This is a genomic window from Asticcacaulis endophyticus (genome assembly GCF_014652575.1).
GTDB classification, from domain to species: Bacteria; Pseudomonadota; Alphaproteobacteria; order Caulobacterales; family Caulobacteraceae; genus Asticcacaulis; species Asticcacaulis endophyticus.
Map to the genome: position 1 here is coordinate 175,983 of NZ_BMZB01000002.1, position 17,824 is coordinate 193,806.

11 protein-coding genes are annotated in these 17,824 nt (G+C 56.4%); 7 read left to right on the plus strand and 4 right to left on the minus strand.

Features of this window, described 5'->3' with window-relative positions:
- Window positions 1-150: 150 nt before the first annotated feature.
- Window positions 151-2,118 carry a type II CRISPR RNA-guided endonuclease Cas9 gene (gene cas9, locus IE102_RS09295; RefSeq protein ID WP_189486229.1) on the minus strand — a complete coding sequence of 656 codons (1,968 nt, stop codon included), beginning with the start codon at window positions 2,116-2,118 and terminating at the stop codon, window positions 151-153.
- 11 nt (window positions 2,119-2,129) lie between these two features.
- Window positions 2,130-3,278, minus strand: coding sequence for a type II CRISPR RNA-guided endonuclease Cas9 (gene cas9 / locus IE102_RS09300; RefSeq protein WP_189486230.1), 1,149 nt, complete (start codon window positions 3,276-3,278; stop codon window positions 2,130-2,132).
- 601 nt (window positions 3,279-3,879) lie between these two features.
- Between cas9 (IE102_RS09300) and IE102_RS09305 the strand changes: the two genes are divergently transcribed.
- Together IE102_RS09305 and agaR are read left to right on the plus strand one after the other, a co-directional pair.
- Window positions 3,880-6,699 carry a TonB-dependent receptor gene (locus IE102_RS09305; protein WP_189486231.1) on the plus strand — a complete coding sequence of 940 codons (2,820 nt, stop codon included), beginning with the start codon at window positions 3,880-3,882 and terminating at the stop codon, window positions 6,697-6,699.
- Between the two features lie 373 nt (window positions 6,700-7,072).
- Window positions 7,073-7,867, plus strand: a complete 795-nt coding sequence (agaR, locus tag IE102_RS09310) for a transcriptional repressor AgaR (protein WP_189486232.1) — start codon at window positions 7,073-7,075, stop codon at window positions 7,865-7,867.
- 56 nt (window positions 7,868-7,923) lie between these two features.
- Here the strand turns inward: agaR and IE102_RS09315 are convergent, their stop codons facing one another.
- Entirely contained in the window at window positions 7,924-9,882 is a 1,959-nt protein-coding gene (locus tag IE102_RS09315; protein WP_229807669.1) for an NPCBM/NEW2 domain-containing protein, read from the minus strand.
- A gap of 23 nt (window positions 9,883-9,905) precedes the next feature.
- Window positions 9,906-11,003, minus strand: a complete 1,098-nt coding sequence (locus IE102_RS09320) for an amidohydrolase family protein (RefSeq protein WP_189486233.1) — start codon at window positions 11,001-11,003, stop codon at window positions 9,906-9,908.
- 155 nt (window positions 11,004-11,158) lie between these two features.
- On the opposite strand from IE102_RS09320, the gene IE102_RS09325 reads away from it, so the two are divergent.
- From IE102_RS09325 to IE102_RS09345, 5 genes are all read left to right on the plus strand, one after another.
- The gene (locus tag IE102_RS09325) at window positions 11,159-13,270 is read left to right on the plus strand and encodes a glycoside hydrolase family 36 protein (protein ID WP_189486234.1); all 2,112 of its coding nucleotides are present in this window, start codon (window positions 11,159-11,161) and stop codon (window positions 13,268-13,270) included.
- A complete protein-coding gene (locus IE102_RS09330) occupies window positions 13,267-14,166 on the plus strand; it encodes an EamA family transporter (protein ID WP_189486235.1) in 900 nt (299 codons plus the stop codon). Before IE102_RS09325 ends, IE102_RS09330 begins: the two co-directional genes overlap by 4 nt.
- Window positions 14,167-14,392: 226 nt before the next feature.
- Window positions 14,393-15,691 carry a D-tagatose-bisphosphate aldolase, class II, non-catalytic subunit gene (locus IE102_RS09335; RefSeq protein WP_189486236.1) on the plus strand — a complete coding sequence of 433 codons (1,299 nt, stop codon included), beginning with the start codon at window positions 14,393-14,395 and terminating at the stop codon, window positions 15,689-15,691.
- The gene (locus IE102_RS09340; RefSeq protein ID WP_189486237.1) at window positions 15,684-16,850 is read left to right on the plus strand and encodes an SIS domain-containing protein; all 1,167 of its coding nucleotides are present in this window, start codon (window positions 15,684-15,686) and stop codon (window positions 16,848-16,850) included. Before IE102_RS09335 ends, IE102_RS09340 begins: the two co-directional genes overlap by 8 nt.
- A 3-nt stretch (window positions 16,851-16,853) precedes the next feature.
- Window positions 16,854-17,813, plus strand: coding sequence for an N-acetylglucosamine kinase (locus tag IE102_RS09345; protein WP_189486238.1), 960 nt, complete (start codon window positions 16,854-16,856; stop codon window positions 17,811-17,813).
- The last annotated feature ends 11 nt before the right edge of the window (window positions 17,814-17,824 follow it).

Sequence of the window (17,824 nt, forward strand, 5' to 3'; positions counted from 1 at the left end):
GGATCAAAATCCATACGACTGCATGTCCCCCATAGGGTGGCATGCGGTTGCACTTAGCAATAGGCGCTGTTGTGCCCGGAGTCTTCGTCTTCCAAACACCCGACTCTGAGCATAACTCACCCGTCTTAGCTTCGGTTCCAATTGGCTTTTTCAATAATCTCTTAGCTTGCCAATTTCGTTAATGGCATAAAGGCGGCATTCACGCTCTTTAAGCTTTGAAATGGTTGCTAAATCCCAACGGAAAGGATCATCAATATCCTCGTGCCGTTTTTGCAGCTCTCCACTTTCTTTATGTTCGGCTAAACGTATACGACCTGCGGACAGATCTAAAACGACCACACGTTTGATTCGCTTAATTCCATCTGAGTCCAAAAGTTCTATCAAATCGCCTTTGTGAACACGCATCATAAGTTTAGCGTCAGGATAGGTAACCTTCCATTTAGGTTCATAATTTTTCTGATTAATTTCAAATATAGATACGGAAAACCCACGCCATTTTCCAGACGCATCCTCAATGATGTCTGCATGATGATTTTCACCCGCAATCACCGTGCGGTAAGGCGCGCCCGTTTTCCGGTCTTTGATCGGAATAAAGTCTTCCTGTTTTTTCAGGATGCGCACCCGGCGTATCGGGGGGGACTGGGCTTCGCCGAATTCGGCTAATTTCTTGGCCAGAGTCTTGGCGTCCTTGCCAACCTCAGCCTTAATAGCCTGTAGTTGAGCGCGCAGATGAAGATCGCGGACCTTATCGACTTCGTTGGGGGTTAGGGCATCAATCGCCTTACGTGTGATCAGCTCCCCATCCAGTTTGTCGGCGGTGTTGTTAATCCCGTAGTTGGTATCGTTATGCAAAGCGCCGCCGGTGCCATGTTCCGGTTTGTGCGACACGATAATGGCGTCGATCTTGGCCTTGACGCGCTCGCGGAAGTCACCTCTCGGCTGGCCACGGAAGGGTTCGGGGAAACGTGTGGTGATCTTGCTGAGTTCGTTTTTGTTCTCAAAATCGGCGGCGTTAGCCGCAATTTCGTGCAGAATCCACGGATCAATGACACCAATGACGCAGGCATCTATGGCATGATGGCGGTGATCTGTGCGGTTTTTGTGATTGTCATCGCTCAGGATACCGTTCAGGCCAAAGCGCTGCCGCAGCAGGGCTGTCATCTGGCCCGTGACAATCCGAACGCCGTTTTCGCTGTTGCAGACGCTGACAAGATATTTTCGTGCCAGCACCGCCAGATGCTTGGTTTCATTAAGTTGACGCGCAGCAAAACCACTGCCCTCTTTTTCATATTTTTCCATGGCGTCTTTTTCAAAACGCCAGCGCTTATTTGGCGGTAAAACCTGAGCACGCAGCCGTATTGCCTCGTACTCATCGCCGGAAAAAGCCTCAGCCGGCGCCTTATTACGCTTGAGACGGTTGTGCATCCGGTACGAGAGCGTCTTATTGGCCATGGTATCGTCAAGCGTGCGCGAATAGGGCAAGATATGCTCAATCTCGACATCGCCGCTGAACAGATTTTCAATGCCAATGGTTTCACCAGAATAGACACAAAGTTTTGGGAAGCCCAGTTCTTCCCATAGGCGCAGCAAGCGCAGATTGGCGGAACTGTAGTCGAAACTTTCAGACTCGAGCAGGGCCTTGCGGGCCTTGTTGTCGTCTTCGAAGCCCTTTTGCTTCTTGGCCAGTTCGTCTTTTTGTTTCTGCGACATCTTCAGATCGCGCGCCAGTTCGACCAAGATCTGCTCAGGATTGCCGTAAAGCCTGATCAGGGCGTTCACCACGCGCCGAAGCTGGTTTAAGCCGACATGAACGGTCGGATTAGCGATGCGGCCATAGCGTTTTTCGTCGCTGTCTTTCGGATCGCCGGAGCCGCCCAGGGTGTGACGCTCCAGAATCTCACCATAAAAAGGTAAGCTGTCATGGACCACGCCGTCGCGCTCATCGGAATGAGATCGGCCAAGGCCACGTTCAACCGCTACATTATAAGGGACGACCTCTTTCTTAAGGTGTTCCAAAACCTTGGTCGTGGCGGTCAGGCCCAGCATGTCATGCCCATCGGGCAGGCGTATATTCGCCGTGGCCTTGGCGGCGTCTTCGCTCAGGCCATAGGTCGCCATAAGATAAGCGATCAGGGAGGTTCGCTTTGCTCGGTATTAAGTTTCAACGTGATGTCGGCACGCTGGTCGAGCGTTAGGTTTCCCCAAAGTTGCTTCAGGGGCCCTTTTTTGCTCAAGCGCGCGACCAGTTGATCACCGACCAAGCGATCAACTTTGCCGCTTTCCTCAAGCGAGGTCGTCGTATTGGCGGGTAGCTTCAAAAGTCTCCGCAAGCCGGTCTTGAAGGTAACATCTTCACCGGAAAGTAAGACAAAAGCTAGCGTGTCGCGCTCATCGAGCGTCAGGTTGCGGGGAGGGGCCTCGCCTTCTTTCAGGCGCAGGTGGTTCAGATCCTGATAGATGCGCCGGGCTTGCGATAAGGGGTGCGATTTGGCGAGGCGGGGCTCTTCGGGATAAAATGTGCACTTGCCGATAACCGGGTCTTTGAGCGGGCGCTGAAAGAACATTGTGTTATAAAGCTTATCGTGCAGCGCGTCGTTAAGGGCGGCATGGTGCACCGCTTGCGCCGCCCAAAGCGCATCGAATTCGTGCTTTAAAATATCACGGGTGGGATAAAAATCGTAAAGCGCCTTGGCGCCTACACCCTTCAGGCGGATGCGAACAGCTTCACGCTCACGCACTTTGGGCGCGGACTGACGTTTGGCGAGAAATTCGCCGTAGGTGCGGCAGCCTTGTTCTGCCAAGGCCGCGATCAGCTTTTTCTCGGCAGTTTTAATCTTGCCGCTGTCTTCGTCATTGCCCGCATCGGCGATCCGGTTGGATTGAAAGCCCCGGCGCTGATTCAGATGAAAGATCACCCGGCCAAGCTCATGCAGGCTCAGAGGCTCATCAAGGCCTTTGGAGCGCAACCCATAGGGATCGAGTTTTTCCAGCGCTTTACGCGCAGCCTCATCATCGGGCATCAGCCCTGCCCTGATCAGCAAGTCCATAAGGTAGCTGCGGCGTTGAAGGAAGCGATCACGGCGTCGTCGCATAGACCGTGGGCCGCGGCGGGCGATAGCCAGAGATTCCTTGCTTTTAGGGTCACGGCCATCTGAGAAAATCCGCACACCGGCATCGGCCAGGTCGATGGGGTTATTTTTCTGATCAAGCTCAAAAACCGCCCAGCCGAGTGAGTTTGTGCCGACGTCAAACGCGAATCTGTAGTTTTTGCCGCTCATAGCCCTGCCCATTTATAGTTGCATTTGCGAAACTTGACACAGTTTGCGCATCGTGTTCAATAGGCATTGTCTTAGCAGAGACAACGTCGAGGTCTCTCCGTTAACAAGAGAGAATTCTCACCAGATAGAGGGCGATCTACGGGTCGCCCTTTTTCATGTTCAAAGCCCTATGGCTTCAAAAGCCAATAATTAAACTGGTGCTTGGCAGGTCGCAGAATCAGTGCCGTTTTCTGATGGTTCAGAACCGGGAATTTGCCCGTATTGACATTTGAAGCTCAGGGCAAAGATCCGGAGGCCTTCGTAAAGTTCCACGTCCACAGTCTGGAGGCCTTGCGCCGCGGGGACATCCCTGATCGGTCATCTGATGTCAGCGCGCGTCGTGCTTAGATAAGGATGCGGGTTCTTATGAGTGACATTTGAGACATCTTCGCAACGAAATATCACTTTCAAATTCTTTCGTTAAGTTTCGATTTGACAGTTTTGCGAAACGGTAGTTAGCTGTTTTTTGAAATAAGGCTGCAAATCGAAAGATGTGTGACGCTTTCGGTTTCCATCGCGAGCCATGTTGTCATCTAAACGGGTTGAAATAGGGGATATCCATATGAAATGTCGTCAAACTTTTCGCAGAGCTGCACTGGCCAGCGCGGGCATTGCGGCCCTCCTGACCGCAGGGGCAGGCTTTGCCCAGAATGCAGAGCCCGCGGCCGTTCCGGCAGAAGAGGCTGATGAGGTCATTCAGGAAGTGACCATTGTCGGTGTGCGCGGTAGTATCGCGCGTGCGGTCAAGCTTAAGCGCGATGCGGCCACGGTTCAGGATTCGATCAGTGCGCTGGAACTGGGCATGTTCCCGGATGACAATGTCGCCGATTCTTTAAGCCACATCACCGGGGTATCGATTTCGCGCACGGCTGGCGGCGAAGGCCAGAGCGTGAGCGTACGTGGCCTTGGGCCGGAATATACCCTGTCGACATTCAACGGCCGTATACTGGCGACCGATGGTGCGGGGCGTGATTTTGCCTATGACGTGTTGCCGGCAGATGTCATCAGCGGCGCGGATGTTATCAAGGGCGCGGAGGCGGCCAATACCGAAGGTGCCATCGGTGGCCTGATCAATCTGCGTTCGGCCAGCCCCTTCGATAAGCGTGGCCAGCAAGGCATTCTGCGCGTCGAAGGCGACTACAACCAGATGTCCGAACTGGATGGACGCAAATTCTCCGGCGTCTACAGCAACACGTTTGGCGGTGACAAATTCGGCGTCCTGTTCGGTGTTGTGCTCGAAGAACGCGACAGCCGTACTGATGTGGCTGGTAATGACGGCGGCTGGACACGCAATGCCGACCCGACCGACGAAAGCTGGCTGTGGGGCAATGCCTGGGGTGGCAGCATTGACCCTAATGAAAACGGCGTACTCGATCCTGAAGAATATGGCCTGATCGGGCCGGGCCAGTTCCGTGTCGGCTCTATCCTTGAGAAGAAAAAACGTACCGCCTATACCGCCAAATTTGAATGGCGGCCCAATGAAGATTTCACCCTGGTCGTTGATGGGTTGAAGACTAAGCTTGATTCACCGCAGGTCGGATATCAGCAGTCGTTCTATCCGCTGTATGCGCCGGGCCGCTGGTCAAACATGGTGATCGAAGACGGTATCGTCACCAGTTTTGACATGACGAATCCTGATCCGGAGATGCGCCTTAACCCGGAACTGCTCAACCAGACGACATTCCGGGTAGTCGATACCGATCTTTATGGTGTCAACGCCAAGTGGCGCGTGAGCGATAGCCTGACCCTGACAGGCGATGTTTATAAGTCAACTTCATCGCGCAAATCAGGCGGGCAGGATAGCTATGTCGTGTTGCGCATGAACCAGCCGAACTCCGCCAGCATTTCACTGAGCGGGGCGCGTGTGCCGAATGTTGATGTCAATTTCGATGACGGCCGTGATCTGGCGACCGGACTGGCCAATGGCGCGTTCAGCGATTCTGACTTCAACACCCATTATTTCTCGCTATCCGGCGACAATATTGAGGATGAAATCACCGGCACGACCTTTGCCGCGGACTGGACGGTCGGCCGAGGCTGGATCGAAAGTGTCGAGTTTGGCGTCAGCCGTACAGACCGCAAAAAATCGCGCGATCTGGTCAATAACTCGCTGACTGGTGGTGCTGACTACTATTCCGGCAACTATGCTATCAATGTCGGCGATCTGGGCGGTGGTGTTGTGTCGCAAAGCTTTGCCTTGCCGAATTTCATGGATGAGGTGAGTTCCGATTTCCCGCGCACCTTCCTGGCGTTTGACGTCCCGGCCTATCAGGCGGCGCTGGCGGCCTATAACGGCAATGCGCGTCCGGGCGGCGGCACCTATGACTACGCGGCGGCAGCCCCTGTTTGGAACCCACTGCAAAGCTACCGCGTATCCGAGGAAACCTGGTCGGGCTTTATGCAGGCCAATCTGGCGGGCGACCGCTGGAGTGGTAATGTCGGCGTGCGCGTCGTACAGACCAACACCAGTTCTCAGGCTTGGGATGCGAAAATTCTCAACATCATCGAAAACGGCGCGTTCAACTATACGGCCGTCTATGCTGATCCAACGTCCGTTACTCAGGATAATGAATATACCTACTGGCTGCCCTCCGCTAACCTGAGCTTCAGCCTGACCGAGACCTTGCGTCTGCGTCTGGGGGCCGCGCGCACAATGGCGCGTCCGTCGGTTGAGACGCTGGCACCGACCAACACGACTGAGAGCGTATCCTGGGGGGAATTTACCCAGATCTACGGCGGTAACGCTGACCTGAAACCCTATTCCGCTGATCAGGTTGATGTGTCACTGGAATGGTACTTTGGGCCAAACTCGATCTTCAACTTTGCGGCCTTCCGCAAGCATATCGAAAACCAGATCACCTCAAGCTGGGAACCGGGTCAGGATATCGGCGTACCGGGCTACCTGTTTAACATCAGCCGGCCTATCAATGGCGATTATGCCAGAGTTCGCGGCATCGAAGTCGGTTTGCAGCACTTTATGGACAACGGCTTTGGTCTGAGGGCGCAATACACGCGCAACTGGTCGAATAGCTGGGTCGGCGGCGAAGAGCGCCCGCTCGAAGGCATTGCGCCGTCGGTTTATTCGCTGGGGCTGTTCTATGATCGCGGTCCGATCTCAGTGGGCATGAACGCTGACTATACGGATGGCTATGTCACAGCGATCAATGTGCTGGGCGGCGGCTATAACGAAGTGGCCGACGACATCACCTGGGTGACGGCCCATGCTTCGTACAAGGTAAATGACAAGATCAATATCAGTCTGGAAGGTCGTAATCTTCTCGATGAAGCCCAGACCTACAGCATCAATGGTAATCCGCTGCTGTCACAGGGCTACTATCGTTACGGACGGTCGATGAAGCTGGGTCTCAGCTACCGGTTCTGATCCGGATATACGGGCGTCGTTGCCAGAGCGCTTTTTAGTGACGACGCCCTTTTTATACCTATGCCGCACTCAAGCAGCTTCGTTAGATTATGAGCTCTCCCGTTAGGGAGAGCTTTGCTTATTGTAAAACGGCGCCAAAAACATCCCTTTATCTTTCGATTTGCAGGCATTTTTACAGGCTTGGTGTCAAAACGAAATATATCCGACATATTTACGCGTTATGTCGTGCGGTTTGGGTGGGGGGCAAAGTCTAATTAAGTTGAATTTAAAGCGCGTCATGGTAGAGAAACGAAACATACGGCGGATATCTGTTGTCCTTAGCCGGCAGGGTTTACGCTAAAACGATAAACTTAACTTAAGGCAAGGCGCTGACATGGCCGAAGGCTCTATCAAGGTTACACGCGACACCAGTGAGCGCCGCCGTCAGATTACGGCGATGCTCAAGGAGCGCGGCAGCGTCCAGGTTGTGGCCCTGTCGGATATGTTCAGCGTCTCCATGCAGACGATCCGCAAAGACCTGCATTACCTTGAGGAACACGGTATCGCGACGCGCGCCTATGGTGGCGCCATTTCGTCAGATGTGGTCAATGTCGGCGCAGAGCCTGCGATCGAGGTCAAGCAGGTCATCCATACCCAGGAAAAAGAGCGCATCGGCCAACTGGCGGCGGCCATGGTCAAGCCCGGCGACTCGATCATGCTCGATTCCGGCACCACAGCCTTGCAGATCGCGCGCTTTTTGCCGGATGATGAGGACATCACCGTTGTCACCAATGATTTCGGCGTCCTGTCGGCGCTGGTGCAGAAACAAAAGATCAAGATCATGATGCTGGGTGGGGAACTGCGCCGCAAGAACATGGCCTTTTACGGGGCGCAAACCGTGGCGTCGCTCGATGATCTGCTGCTGGATAAGCTGTTTTTAGGCGTCGATGGTTTTGATGTCGAACGCGGCATTACCACCCACCATGAGGCTGAAGCCCAACTGAACCGTAAGATGGTCGAGACTGCCCGTCAGGTGATTGCGATTACCGATTCGTCTAAATTCGGTAAGGTCTGCCTGCACCGCATCATCGACATCAGTGAAATTGATGATCTGATCACCGATGCCGATGCGCCGGACTTTATCCGCGAAGCTGCGGAAAAGACCGGCATTAAGCTGCATCTGGCTTAAGCAACGTGCAGAAAAGTGTGAGCGGTTTTCTGCACTAACGTTGCGACACCTAAAAGTTATTTCAAAAGGGCCGCGTCGCCCCAGGTAACCACCAGCGGCAGATCGCTGGTGGTGGCGCTTTTGGCGATCAGTTCAACGATTTTAACGCCCGACAGATCAGCGCTCAGGCTTTGAGCCGGTTGTCCGAAACTGGCTGTGGTTTGCGCCAGCAACTTACCGTCACCATAGACCAAGAAGGTGACTGTGTCCTTGAGGTTGCGGGTCGAATCGTCGATGCCGACCGTGGCCTCAAAGCGTTTGCCGCCAGTGCTGTTGCGCACTTCAAGCCGCGAATTGGCCAGTATGCCAATGCCGGTATCAAAGGTTTGGCCCGCAATCTGGAGGGTCTGATCATACGGTGTCGCGTCGGCCTGCGCGCCGCCCCAGCCGGTATAGGTCGGACGCTCACCGCTATTGAGCGTCTTGCCCCACTGATTGGTCATGCGGTGCACGACCGGATCGGGCTCAGGGGCGATAACGCCGTCATCCGCGACATTGATGCGGCCCGGAATTTCCGACAAAAATTCGCCGTCTGTAAGGCGGCGCTGACCGCTCGCCTCAAAGATCAGGGTCTCGCGCGGGGCCAGACTAAAGGTCGTATCCCCGGTAAAATGCGGCGCCGACTTATCCCACAGGTTTTTAAGCTGAACCGGTGCCGTATCTGAGAACTTCAAATGACCGGCGGTTAAGGTAACGTCAGCCTTGGCGAGGCCACGGTTGAACAGGGCGACCGCCTTCTTGCCGTTTGATAAGGTTTTGACAATGATCTGCACATCGTCGGAAGCATAGGCAATGACGCCCTGATGGCCGGCGGGGTCCTGATTGACGCGCACGATATCGGCATTGCCCCAGATGTTGAGCAGGCTTTGCGGAGCCTCGCGCAGGTCATAGCCGATCATCAGGGGCGCATTGATGATGGCCCACAGGGCGAAATGCGACTTGGCTTCGGTCAGGTGGTTTGCGTCGAAATCGCCGTGACCAATGAACAGCATGTCCGGGTCATTCCACCCGCCCGGCCCGGCATAGAGTGCGCGGGTCGAGGCACTATCAAAATTGTGCAGCATCCGTGTCCAGTTCGGGGTGATGTCGCCGCTAGTGCGCCACATATGGCCGACATCCTTGCCCCAGGTGCGGACATCGGCACTGCCCCAGTTACAGAGCGACAGGATGTAGTCGCCGTCCGGATTGGCGCTTTTCAGGGCCGCATCGACCTTTTCATACATGGCCCGCACGGCGGGGATATTGGTACGGGAAATGGTTGCCTGATCGATCAGGGGCGGGAAGGCGGTGTAGTCATTATCGCGCACCACAGCCGTGCCCGGCCCATAGACATTGATTCCGCAAGCATCGACCTTGATGTAATCAAAGCCCCAGTCCTTGAAATAAAGGTCAATGTCCTGCTGCTCATGGCCATAAAGGCCGACTTCACGCTCCGCCGTTGTACCTTCGGGCAGGTTGGGCGAGTGCAGGTCGTAGGCCTGCGAGCAGGCATTGCGGCCGACATCGGTATAGATACCGGCCTTCAGGCCCATGGCGTGCACCTTATCGACATAGGCCCGGAAACTGGGGTCCTTACCCGGCACGGCGGCAGACGGGAAAATCTGGGTTCTGATCTGCATCCGGCCATCGCTGGTGCGGCGCTTCAGCCACCAGCCGTCGTCGATATTAACATAGACATAGCCAAGCTTAGACAGACCACTGTCGACCAGTTTTTGCGCCGCCCCCATCACCTTGGCCTCATCGACCTCGGTGCGAAATGCATTCCAGGAGTTCCAGCCCATAGGCGGGGTTTTGGCCTGCTGACGCTCCGGCAGCGACCAGCGACCTGACGGGGCGAGGCTGTCGCGGGTGGCGCCTGCCTGAGTGGTGGCCGGTGAAGGTGCGGTCTGGGCGGTGGCGCAAACCGGCATCAGCACAAGCGCGCAGCCCAACGTGCAGCCAAGGGCCGTGGACATCAGATAGTGGCGAACGGACATGGAAGTCTCCCCTTGAATTTATTTTAGTTAGATTTCGCGCTCAGAAAGACGCGGCGCGCATTGCTGTAAAAGATCTTGTCGATGACGGATTTGGGCAGGGCCAGTCCCTTGGCGTCAGCGCTGATGTCAGCGACAGTCTGGGTTTCACCGGTCGCCAGATATGTCCAGTTCGACAGCCAGTAGTCGTGGGCGGTGGCCTTAAAGGCTTCGGCATCATCGCCGGGGTTATAGGTCAGGTCGGTGCCGTACAGGATGCGATCCTGATATTTGATAAAGAAATCGCGCACCTTGTCGTAGTCGCGAACTGATTGGTACTGGATCTGGGTCATGCGGGCGGCCAACTCAATATTGGCATTGGGATGGGCGTCCAGGAATTTGGCGGCTTCATCGACGCTCCACTCCAGGCTGGCCACGTGGGCGCCTAATACGCTGAGTTTCGGGTGGGCCTTTACCATCCGGTCGCGCGCGGCCATCAGTTCTTCATAGCGCGGCATCTCAGGGTGCAGATACATGTGGTATTCGGGATGGTTTTTGAAATATTCCCGGTCGTTATTGGTGGTCATTTCCTCCAGCGGCAGCCAGCAGTTGCGCGGTTCTCCCTGATGGGCAATCAGCGGGATATGCCTGGCCTCCAGATGGTTCAGGACGGGGTCAAAGCGCTTATCGTCGATAAAGATCAGCTTGCCGTCCACATCACGCTCGACCATGCCGATGTTTTTCCAGACCTTGACCGCCAGAGCGCCCTGCTTGAACTCAGAATCAAGATAGGCCTTGGTGGTGTCGGCCCAGCCGGGCTCGGTAAAGCCCTTCATGGTAAAGGTGGCCGCATAGTGAAAATGCTTCGGGTCGGCAGTGTGGAACTTATGGGACGCTTCGGCCTGGGAGGCGATGGACGGAAAAGCCGGGTAATCGACATTGATCGACAATATCTCGAAATTGTCGGCCTTGGCCTGCTCGACAAAGGCCGGGTCGGTGACATTAACATGGACGTGGGCGTCGAATTTGCGCACCTTGGCAAAATCCGCCACCGTATAGGTGGGACCAGCAATCGCACAGCCGGCGATCATGGTGCTTAAGGTGAGGCCCAGCAGGGTCGAAGATACACGGGTTTGAGACACCATAACAACCGATCCTTGTTCAAAAGCAAACAAAACGAAATATAAAGTTTCGTTATTCTGTCTTTTTGTTTGCCTTCTTAAAATGATTTATGCAAGACTAAAAATCCACAGCTTTGTGACGGCTGATATTTTGACCACTTTGCAGGGAAGGTGACCAGATGATTCCACACGCACATATCCAAAGGCGCAGCTTGCTTAAGCTGATGACGGGTACAATTGTGGCGTCAGGTCTGGGCCATGCCGGTCTGGCCTTTGGGGCGGACATGGTGGCGGCCAGCGCCGGTGATAAGGTGATGACGCTGGAATTTGATCAGCGCCTGTTTGGCCGGATCGTGTCGCGCCTGAACGGGCAGGCGGTGGCGTTGAGCGATTTTGCGCCGTCTGAAACCGTCACCCTGAATGTCAGTACTGACCCCAAGGTACCCGCCACCAAAACCATCGACAGCTTCAGCTTTACCGGCAAATCTCAGGCCGCCGTTCGCGATGTCCACGGTAAGGGCGTTAAACACACCATCTCCGGCGCATCGGCCGAAGGTGTGGAAAAAACACTCAATATTACTTTCTATGATCGCTATCCCGGTTTTGCGCTGATTAGCGCCACCTATCGCAACCGCACGGAGGCGCCCCTTGAGATCGCGGGCTGGCGGCTGGGTGGCCATACCCTGAAACCGACCGGGACAGGCTTCTGGTCATGGTCGGGCTCGTCCCATGCCGATCGCCGCGACTGGGTGCAGCCGGTCGGGCTTGAGTTCAATCAGCCGAATTTCATGGGCATGAATGCGTCAGACTATGGTTCCGGCACGCCGGTGGTCGATGTCTGGCGCCCGGATGCCGGCATTGCGGTCGGCCATATCGAATTGACGCCCAAGCTGATCTCTCTGCCTTTGCTGGCGACCTCAGCCGGTGCAGCCATTGCGCTCGATAGCGCCGACGCTCAGATCCTTATGCCAGGCGACAGCTTCACGACGCTGGACGGGTTTGTGACCGTGCACCGCCGCGACTATTACGCCACCCTCGATACCTACCGTAAGGTCATGGCTGATCGCGGGCTGGCAGCACCCAAGCCGACCGAGGGTTGCTATGAGGCTATATGGTGCGCGTGGGGTTATGACCGCAATTTCACCATTGCGGAGATCGAGGGCACGCTGGCCAAGGTCAAGGATATGGGGCTTAAATGGGCGGTCATAGACGACGGCTGGCAAACCTCAGAGGGCGACTGGTACATCGACGCCAAGAAGTTCCCGCGCAGCGATGACGACATGCGCGCTCTGGTCAAATCGATCCGGGCGGCGGGCCTGAAGCCCAAACTATGGATCGCCCCGCTGGCGGTCGATCCGGGCACAGACCTGTTGCGTGACCACACCGACATGCTGTTGCTGGACGCCAATGGCGCGGTGCAGAACGTGACCTGGTGGAATGCCTTTTACCTGTGTCCGGCCTATGGCCCGACGCGCGACTATACCCAAAAGCTGGTCCATAAGATCATTGCCGACTGGGGCTATGAGGGCCTTAAGCTGGACGGGCAGCACATGAACGGCGTCGCTCCCTGCCATAACCCGGCCCATAACCATAAGCACCCGAACGAGTCGGTTGAGCAAACGCAGGACTTCTGGAAGATGGTGTTTGATACGGCCATCGCCGCCAATCCCAACGCCGTGGTCGAGTTCTGCCCGTGCGGCACGTCCTACGCTTTCCACAATCTGCCCTATACCAATCAGGTGCCGGCGTCCGATCCGCTGACCTCGTGGCAGGTGCGCCTGAAGGGTAAGTCGCTCAAGGCCCTGATGGGGGCGGATGCCGCCTATGCCGGCGATCACGTCGAATTGAGCGACAAGGGGCGCGATTTCGCCTCATCGGTCGGTATCGGGGCAGTGATTTCGACCAAGTTCACCTGGCCGCATGAGGGCCGCGGCAAGGACGCCAACTTCCGGCTGACGGCTGAGCGCGAGACCGAGTGGCGCAAGTGGATCGACATCTATAACGCCCGCATGTTGCCCAAGGGGCAGTACCGCGGCGAGCTATATGACACCGGCTTTGATAAACCCGAAGCCCACGCCGTTGAAAAAGACGGTAAGCTCTATTACGCCTTCTATGCTGACACTTGGCGCGGGCCGGTTGAGTTGCGTGGTTTGGGCAAGGGGACGTACCGGGTCCATGATTATGTCAATGACAAAGCCTTGGGCACGGTGACGGCGTCTACCAACCGGATTGAGGTCGCCTTTCAGCAATCCCTGCTGATCGAAGCCATTCCGGCGGGAGCGAAAGTATGACTGACGCTGTAATCTCACCGGGAAAGCCCGCCTCAAAACGCTGGCTTTGGTTTGCGGTCGCCACCGTTGTCCTGTGGGGCGTATGGGGCGCATTTGCCGGTATCTCCGCCCAGCGCGGCTTCCCCGAAACCCTGACCTATTGTGTCTGGGCCCTGACCATGATTCTGCCAGCAGTCTTCGTCATGGCGCGCACCGGTTGGGCGCTGGACCGTGATCCGCGCTCTATCCTGTATGGCCTGATTATCGGCCTGTTGGGGGCAGGCGGCCAGATGGTGCTGTTTTACGCGGTCACGACCGGCCCGGCCTATCTGATCTTTCCGGTCATATCCTTATCGCCACTGGTGACCATACTGATGTCGCTGGCGTTCCTGAAAGAACGCACGACCTGGGTCGGCTGGCTGGGGGTGGCATTGGCCCTGATTGCCCTGCCGATGTTTGATTTTTCGCCGGAGCAGGGCTTTGCCTCGCTGCAGGGCGGAAGCTGGTTCCCGCTGGCCCTGATCATCATGGCGTGCTGGGGCGTGCAAGCTTATTTCATGAAGCTGGCCAATAACCGCATGAGTGCTGAGAGCATCTTTTTTTACATGATGCTGACGGGGCTGATGCTGATCCCGGTGGCGATTGGCATGACGGATTTCAGTAAGCCGATCAACTGGGGCTTTGACGGGCCTTATCTGGCGGCAGGGATTCAGCTTCTGAACGCCATAGGTGCGCTCTGTCTGGTGTTTGCGTTTCGTTACGGCAAGGCGATCGTGGTGTCACCGCTCACCAATGCGGGCGGGCCGCTGGTGACTGCTGTCATTTCTCTGGCGGTGGCCGGCGTTATTCCGGGGCAGCTTAAGATCATCGGCCTTATTCTGGCGTTCATAGCCTCGGCGCTTTTGGCCTTGGTGTAGCGCATCCTGCCCTGGATGACTCAGGTGGCCTGTCTTTCGGGATGGGTCGCTTTTTTTGTTTCGTATTGTTTCGTTTATTTAGATGAAATCGTAACCATCTGGTTTATATTGCCATTTATCATACAAAATCGAAATTTATTATGTTTCGTTTTCATTGTTTTCGTTGCGTTGTTCCGGGTTCTGCGTTAGGGTGAGTCCGTAATCAAGAGGCATAAGGGAGCTTTCCATGAAAGCCATGCTGGATCTGGTGGCGCGCCATAAGGCGGGTGCCCCTTACGGCATATATTCGGTCTGTTCGGCCCACCCGCTGGTGATCGAGGCGACCTTTCGGCACGCGCTGAAAACCAAAAGCGATGTGGTTCTGATCGAAGCGACTTGCAATCAGGTCAATCAGGACGGCGGTTATACCGGCATGACACCGGACGCCTTTCGTGATTTCGTCTTTGCCATTGCCGAGCGGGCGGGGCTTGAGCGCTCGCGCATCCTGCTGGGCGGCGACCATCTGGGTCCAAACCCGTGGACGAAACTGACCGCCGATGAAGCCATGACCAAGGCCGAAGTGCTGATTGAGCAATATGTCGCGGCCGGTTTTCGTAAAATCCACGCTGACTGCTCTATGTCGTGCGCTGACGACCCAATGCCTTTGCCCGAAGACACAATTGCCCACCGGGCCGCGCGCCTGATCGCCATTGCTGAGGCGACCCAAGCCCGCGTCGGCGGTGAGCCGTGCGTCTATGTCATTGGCACCGAAGTGCCGGTGCCGGGTGGGGCCTCCGAAGACCTGCCAGAGCTTGAGGTCACCACACCTGACGCTGCCTTGGCCACGATTGAGACCCACCGAGCGATCTTTGAGGAAACCGGTATCAGCGCCGCCTGGCCGCGGGTTGTGGCCGCCGTGGTGCAGCCCGGTGTCGAGTTCGATCACCATAAGGTCATCGACTATGATCGCCCCAAGGCCGTCAAGCTTAGCCGCGCCATCGAGGCCGTGCCGACCATGGTGTTTGAGGCTCACTCCACCGATTATCAGACCGCTAAAGCGCTGAAGGCACTGGTTGAGGATCATTTCGCGATCCTGAAAGTCGGTCCCGGCGTGACCTTTGCGCTACGCGAAGCCTTCTGGGCGCTGGATGCCATTGAACGCGAATGGATCGGTGAGGATGCCGAGTCGCATTTCCGTCAGGTGACGATTGAGCGCATGAAGGCCGAACCCGGCAACTGGGCGAAATATTATCATGCGACGGGGACTGAACTTCAGTTCGACTTGCAGTATAGTTTGTCGGACCGCATTCGCTATTACTGGCCCGATGCCAAAATCAGCGCGGCGCAGGAAGTGATGTTTGCTAATCTGACCCGTAATCCGCCGCCTTTGGCGCTGATCAGTCAGTATTTGCCGGAAGCCTATGCGGCGATCCGTAATGATGGTTTGAGTTTTACCCCCGCTAATCTGGTCATGGCGCATATTGGTGCGGCCCTTGACGGATATTATGCGGCCTGTACCCCGGTTCCGGAGTTGATTGATGCCTGAGAATATTACCCGACTGGGGATTAGTGAGGCCGAACTGGAACGCTTAGGCGGCCTGTGGACGGCGCGTGAAATCGTCCAGCAGCCGCACATGCTGCGTAAGACCCAAACCATTCTGATGGCCCATAAGGCTCAGATTGAAGCATTTTTAGCGCCGATCCTGTCTAAGCCCGGCGTGCGGGTTATACTGACCGGTGCGGGGACTTCGGCCTTTATCGGCGAGTGTCTGGCACCCTATCTGGCCGCAAAGCTAAAGGTGCGCGTAGAGGCGATTCCGACCACTGATCTATCGTGCGCACCGCAGCTTTATTTTGGCCCCGATACGCCGACACTTTTGGTGTCGTTTGGCCGATCCGGCAACAGCCCCGAAAGCGTGGCGGCGGTTGAGTTGGCTGACCGCTTCGTCAAGGATCTGCACCATCTGGTTATTACCTGCAATGCGGACGGCGCGTTAGCCGGCTACGGGCAGGGCACTAAGGGCCTGACCATTCAGTTGCCCGAAGAGACCCACGACCGCAGTTTTGCCATGACGTCGAGTTTCAGTTGCATGACCTATGCGGCTCTGGCCAGCCTGTCGGGCATTGAGGCGATGAATGGCCGGGTAGACGCTATTGCGAGCGCCACGGAGGCTGTTATTGCCGACTATACCGCCATGATGAAATCGGTCGCGTCCGAAGGCTATGAGCGGATCGTCTATCTGGGCAGCCATATTTTTCAGGGACTGGCGCGCGAAGCGGGTCTCAAGCTGCTGGAACTGACCAATGGCGGACTGGTGACCATGTTCGATTCACCGCTCGGCTTCCGGCACGGGCCGAAAACCATTGTCAACAACAAGACTTTGGTCGTCGTATTTTTCTCCAACAATGCCTATACCCGCGGCTATGATACCGACCTGCTGGATGAGTTGCGCCGGGATAACGACGCCGCCCGCGTCATTGCCATAACCGCACAGGGCGGGGTCAGCCTTGACGCTGCCGATCAGGTGCGCCTGAAAGGGCTTGAAGGGGCCGACGATGTCGATTTGTTGTTCCCTTATATTGCCGCCCCGCAGATTTTTGCGTTCTTTGAGGCCCTGCGTCATAATCTGACGCCGGATAAGCCCAACACCTCCGGCACGGTCAACCGGGTGGTGCAGGGCGTGCGCATTCATGAACTGGGGTAGAGCGTGGCCGCATCCTATTTTCTCGGCGTCGATGGCGGCGGCACCAAGACCGAATTTGTCCTGACCGATCAGGCGGGCACGGTTCTGGCGACTCATCAGGGCGGCCCCAGCTACTACATCCAGATCGGCTTTGAAGGTCTGCATCATCTGCTGGCCGAAGGCGTGTCTGCGGTTCTAAAAAAGGTGGGCGCGACGACCGCCGATATCGACTATGCCTTCTTTGGCCTGCCGGCTTATGGCGAGGACTCCTCAGCCCAGACCTTTCTGGATGTAATCCCCGAAGCCGTTTTAGGTCACCATCGCTATGCCTGCGGCAACGATATGATCTGCGGCTGGGCCGGGTCTCTGGGGGGGCGTGACGGCATCAATATCGTCGCGGGTACCGGCTCGATCGGCTATGGCGAACGCCAAGGCATTGCGGCGCGCGGTGGCGGTTGGGGCGAGGTCTTTTCCGACGAAGGCTCGGCCCACTGGATCGCCATTCAGGGCCTAAACGTCTTTTCGCGCATGGGCGATGGCCGTCTGCCCAAGGGGCCGCTCTATGAAATTTTCATGACTGAGCTTGACCTGAAACATGACCTCGATGTGTGTGGCTATGTGTTCGGCCGCGAAGGCCACGGCCCGTCGCGGGACAAGATCGCGGCCCTGTCCAAACTGGTCGCCCGCGCGTGTGTCCAAGGGGACACCGAGGCTAAGCGCATTTTCGACCGGGCCGGCTATGAACTGGCGCTGATCATCGACGCCATCCGGGTAAGCTTAGGTTTTACGGGCGAAGAAGAGGTGCCGCTCTCCTATTCCGGCGGGGTGTTCCGCGGTGAGGGCCTGATCCTTGAGCCGCTGAAACGCTATCTTTCGGCCCTTTATCCGCGCTATAGTCTGGTGACACCGGTCATGTCGCCCAGTCTTGGGGCTGCCCTCTATGCCGCCCGTTTGGCGGGGACACTGGCTAAGGTCTCGCAATAGGCCGACGTGGC

What these genes read in the sequence shown, in the direction of transcription:
- cas9 (WP_189486229.1), bottom strand. Translation starts at nt 2,118, where the DNA reads ATGGCGACCTATGGCCTGAGCGAAGACGCCGCCAAGGCCACGGCGAAT.
- cas9 (WP_189486230.1), bottom strand. Translation starts at nt 3,278, where the DNA reads ATGAGCGGCAAAAACTACAGATTCGCGTTTGACGTCGGCACAAACTCA.
- IE102_RS09305 (WP_189486231.1), top strand. Translation starts at nt 3,880, where the DNA reads ATGAAATGTCGTCAAACTTTTCGCAGAGCTGCACTGGCCAGCGCGGGC.
- agaR (WP_189486232.1), top strand. Translation starts at nt 7,073, where the DNA reads ATGGCCGAAGGCTCTATCAAGGTTACACGCGACACCAGTGAGCGCCGC.
- IE102_RS09315 (WP_229807669.1), bottom strand. Translation starts at nt 9,882, where the DNA reads ATGTCCGTTCGCCACTATCTGATGTCCACGGCCCTTGGCTGCACGTTG.
- IE102_RS09320 (WP_189486233.1), bottom strand. Translation starts at nt 11,003, where the DNA reads ATGGTGTCTCAAACCCGTGTATCTTCGACCCTGCTGGGCCTCACCTTA.
- IE102_RS09325 (WP_189486234.1), top strand. Translation starts at nt 11,159, where the DNA reads ATGATTCCACACGCACATATCCAAAGGCGCAGCTTGCTTAAGCTGATG.
- IE102_RS09330 (WP_189486235.1), top strand. Translation starts at nt 13,267, where the DNA reads ATGACTGACGCTGTAATCTCACCGGGAAAGCCCGCCTCAAAACGCTGG.
- IE102_RS09335 (WP_189486236.1), top strand. Translation starts at nt 14,393, where the DNA reads ATGAAAGCCATGCTGGATCTGGTGGCGCGCCATAAGGCGGGTGCCCCT.
- IE102_RS09340 (WP_189486237.1), top strand. Translation starts at nt 15,684, where the DNA reads ATGCCTGAGAATATTACCCGACTGGGGATTAGTGAGGCCGAACTGGAA.